Origin of the sequence: Cellulomonas sp. RIT-PI-Y (assembly GCF_025642745.1) — a bacterium.
GTDB lineage: Bacteria > Actinomycetota > Actinomycetes > Actinomycetales > Cellulomonadaceae > Cellulomonas.
The window spans coordinates 1-3,544 of record NZ_JANZKP010000092.1 but is presented as its reverse complement, the minus strand read 5'-3'; the positions used below and the strand labels follow the sequence as shown (position 1 = coordinate 3,544).

The window sequence follows — 3,544 nt, the reverse complement described above, 5'->3', positions numbered from 1 at the left end:
GCACGGTGGCACCGTCCAGCGCCCACCCCTCCCGCAGCACCTGGGCCACCGCGGGCACCCGGGCGAACCACTCCGCCTCCGGCACCGGGCCCTCGTCCCGACGGATCCGGCGCACGGGCAGCGAGGTGAAGGAGGTCACGGGCACCAGTGCAGCACGGGGCACCGACCACCGTTGCGAGTCCTGTACGCTGATACCCGCGTACTGCCAGGAGGATTCGCCTAGTGGCCTATGGCGCACGCTTGGAAAGCGTGTTGGGTGAAAGCCCTCGGGGGTTCGAATCCCCCATCCTCCGCACGAGCACCACAGGGAAGCCCCCGATCCGCATCGCGGTCGGGGGCTTCTTCGTGGGCGCCGGGAGGACCGGACACCTACGCTCGACCACTCAATTCCGCCCGCGGAACCCCTAGCCCGGCCGACGCAGCCGCGCAATCCGGCGACCCCCTCCGCTGAGTGCACGGTCCACCCGCGGCACGATGCCGGTCCCTGTCAGCGCTGGCTCGCACCATCCCCGTGGTTCCACGCAGATCGACACTCCCGAGATCGGTTCTGCCTGCACGCTGAGTTCAGCCACCAGACCCCTGAACGGAGCGTCGATGAACTGCCTCGCCCTGACCGGCAGCAATCCGGTCCCCCTCGTCGTGATCGCGGTCGTGATGATCGCGGTCGCCACCGCGATGATCGTGATCGCCCGGCGCGCCCGTGCCCGGCGTCGCGCCGGTGTCGCGTTGACCCTTCTGATCGCCCTCACCGTGACCATGACCGCCGGACTGACCATGACCGGCGCCGGTGGGGCCCAGGCCGCCTCCGGCGACGGATGCGACACCGGCGCCTCGGGCAGCGCCACCACGGCCACCACCACTGCGGAGCCGGCGCCAACCACTCCGTCGGAGCCCGCGACGTCGACCGACCCGGCCACCCCCGGCGATCCGGCGACACCGTCCGACCCGACCACCCCCGTGGACCCGACGGACCCCACGACGCCCGTGGACCCGACGGACCCGACCACGCCCACGGAGCCGACCGACCCGACGGTTCCGGTGGACCCCGTCGACCCCGAGCCGGAGCCCGACCCGGAGCCGGAGGAGCCCGTCGTCCCGGCCGTCGTCGACTATGTGCCCAGCTTCGCCGCCGACACCGCGACCCAGCCGACCGGGTACGCCACCGGTGACACCCAGCACGAACTCACCCTGACCAACTCCGGTGACGGAGACGGCACCGAGCCGATCGTGCTGCTGATCGCCGACCAGGCCAACGGGTACTGGGACGTCACCGGCCTGCTCGACGCCGACGGCATCCCTGCGGCCGATGTGACCATGAGCCACGCGGACGGCATCACCCGGTTCGAGATCGCCACTCCGCTCACCGCCGGGGCGAGCCGGACGTTCCTGCTCAGCCTGCACCACCCCGCGCTCGGATACGGTCAGCGACCGGCCTCGGTGGTGACCGTCCAGATCTCCGACGACGTGACCGACGCCGACCACACCAACAACTCCGCGTCCTTCAGCTTCATCCCGAGCGGGAGCTGGGGCCCGCCGGACGAGGAGTGATCCGGGAGCGCTGAGCGTCCCGGGGCCCACACCAGTGTGCGGCCCCGGGATTCTCCAGGTCGTTACCATTCCGCCACCAGATCCCGCGAGCCACGCCCACGCCGCTCCCCCGCTCTCACCTACACTCGCCGCTGTGATCTTCAAGGCCGTCGGCGAGGGGCGCCCGTACCCCGACCATGGCCTCGTCACGCCCAAGCAGTGGGCGGAGGTCGCGCCGCGCCAGGTCCGCCTGGACGAGCTGGTCACCACCAAGCGCACGCTGAACCTGGACAACCTGTTGTCCGAGGACTCGACGTTCTACGGCGATCTGTTCGCCCACGTGGTGCAGTTCCGCGGCACGCTCTACCTCGAGGACGGCCTGCACCGGGCGGTCCGCGCAGCTCTGCAACAGCGTCCTGTCCTGCACGCCCGCGTCCTGGTGATCGATGAGTGATGAGCACTGACCGCACGCCCGACCCCGCGCGACAGCGCCGGCGCCGCCATGTCCGAGAGCGGCAGGCGGTGATCTTCGGTGTGATGCTCGGCGCCATGGCCGTCAGTGCGTTCGGCGCCGCGGCGGTCTACACCGGGAGCCTCAGCCTGCCGTTCCTCTCGCACGCCATCGCCTCCCCGGCGCCGACCGGGCTGGCCGCGGCGAACTCGCCGTGCCCGCCCGAGGGTGCCGTGCCGGTGGCCTACGGCGAGATCACCGTGAACGTCTACAACGGCACCAACCGGCCCGGTCTGGCCGGCGAGACCTCTACGTCGCTGTCCGGTCGCGGGTTCGTGATCGGGGTCCAGGGCAATGCCAGCGACCGGGGCTACTCCGGCAGCCAGGAGGGCACCGCGCTGATCCAGTTCGGGGCCCAGGGAGCGGCACAGGCCTACACGGTCGCCGCGCAGTTCGACTCCCCGCGTCTGGTGCTGGACGACCGCCAGGACGCCAGCGTCGACGTCGTCGTCGGCACCGCCTACAACGCGCTGGTCGCGGCGGGCGACGTCGTGCTGACCGCCGACCAGCCGTTCGCGTCGCCCGAGGGCTGCATCCCGATGGACCAGGTCACCGTGGTGGCGCAGCCGGTCGCGCCGGAGCCGACCGAGGACCCGGCCGCCGACCCGGCAGCGGTCGACCCGGCCGCCGAGGGCTGACCCACCCCCACCCATGACGAAGGCCCCCGGAGTGTTCCGGGGGCCTTCGTCGTTCCTGCTCAGCGCTCCAGTTCGGTCCCGCCGGGCACCGACGCGGGGGACGCGGGCTCCTGGCCGGTCCCGCGCCACCGGGCCACGCCCCGCATCACGTGGTAGATCACGATCGCCGCGGCCGAGCCGAGCGCGATCCCCTCGAACCGCGCGTCACCGAACACCCAGGTGAAGTTGGCGATGCCGATCACCAGGGCGACCGCGGCGGTGGTGAGGTTCACCGGGTCGGAGAAGTCCACCTTGTTCTGCACCCAGATCCGGGCGCCGAGGATGCCGATCATCCCGTAGAGCACCGTGGTCGCCCCGCCGAGCACGCCCTCCGGGATGGTGTTGATCAGCGCGCCGAACTTCGGCACCAGGCTCAGCACCAGCGCCGTCGCGGCCGCGACCCAGTACGCCGCGGTGGAGTACACCCGGGTCGCCGCCATCACACCGATGTTCTCCGCGTAGGTCGTCGTGCCGGAACCGCCGCCGACCCCGGCGATGGTGGTGGCCAGGCCGTCGGCGAACAGCGCGCGACCGGTCAGGTGGTCCAGGTTCTGCCCGGTCATCGCGGCGACCGACTTCACGTGACCGACGTTCTCCGCGATCAGGACGAACACCACCGGCAGGAACAGGCCGAGCAGCTTCGGCTCGAAGGTCGGCGTCACGAAGTCGGGCAGCCCGAGCCAGGCGGCGTCGCCGACCACGCTGAAGTCGACCTCGCCCCGGATCACCGCGACCAGGTAGCCGAGCAGCACTCCGACCAGGATCGACAGCCGGCCGAGCAGACCGCGGAACAGCACCGCGACCAGGATGATCGCCGCGAGGGTGACCA

Annotated in this window: 4 protein-coding genes and 1 tRNA gene; 4 read left to right on the top strand and 1 reads right to left on the bottom strand. The window is 71.5% G+C overall.

Translation table 11 applies throughout. The features are described from left to right. Nucleotides 1-208 precede the first annotated feature (208 nt). The 4 genes from OGL89_RS16740 to OGL89_RS16725 all read left to right on the top strand — a co-directional run bounded on the left by OGL89_RS16740 (nt 209) and on the right by OGL89_RS16725 (nt 2,676). Nucleotides 209-293, top strand: a tRNA-Ser gene (locus tag OGL89_RS16740). Nucleotides 294-594: 301 nt separating this feature from the next. After that, on the top strand, nt 595-1,548 hold the full coding sequence (locus OGL89_RS16735; RefSeq protein WP_263121308.1) for a hypothetical protein: 954 nt from the start codon (nt 595-597) through the stop codon (nt 1,546-1,548). 133 nt (nt 1,549-1,681) lie between these two features. Then, nucleotides 1,682-1,981 (top strand): type II toxin-antitoxin system VapB family antitoxin, encoded by a 300-nt coding sequence (locus tag OGL89_RS16730; RefSeq protein WP_168630305.1) that lies wholly within the window; start codon nt 1,682-1,684, stop codon nt 1,979-1,981. Nucleotides 1,982-2,076: 95 nt separating this feature from the next. Continuing rightward, nucleotides 2,077-2,676 carry a LytR C-terminal domain-containing protein gene (locus OGL89_RS16725; protein WP_263121307.1) on the top strand — a complete coding sequence of 200 codons (600 nt, stop codon included), beginning with the start codon at nt 2,077-2,079 and terminating at the stop codon, nt 2,674-2,676. Between the two features lie 59 nt (nt 2,677-2,735). Here the strand turns inward: OGL89_RS16725 and OGL89_RS16720 are convergent. Beyond that, nucleotides 2,736-3,544, bottom strand: an 809-nt coding sequence (locus OGL89_RS16720; protein WP_276582585.1) for a solute carrier family 23 protein, incomplete at its 5' end; no start/stop codon positions are given.

Coding starts and splice junctions, on each gene's coding strand:
- OGL89_RS16725 (WP_263121307.1), top strand. CDS start 2,077: ATGGCCGTCAGTGCGTTCGGCGCCGCGGCGGTCTACACCGGGAGCCTC.
- OGL89_RS16735 (WP_263121308.1), top strand. CDS start 595: ATGAACTGCCTCGCCCTGACCGGCAGCAATCCGGTCCCCCTCGTCGTG.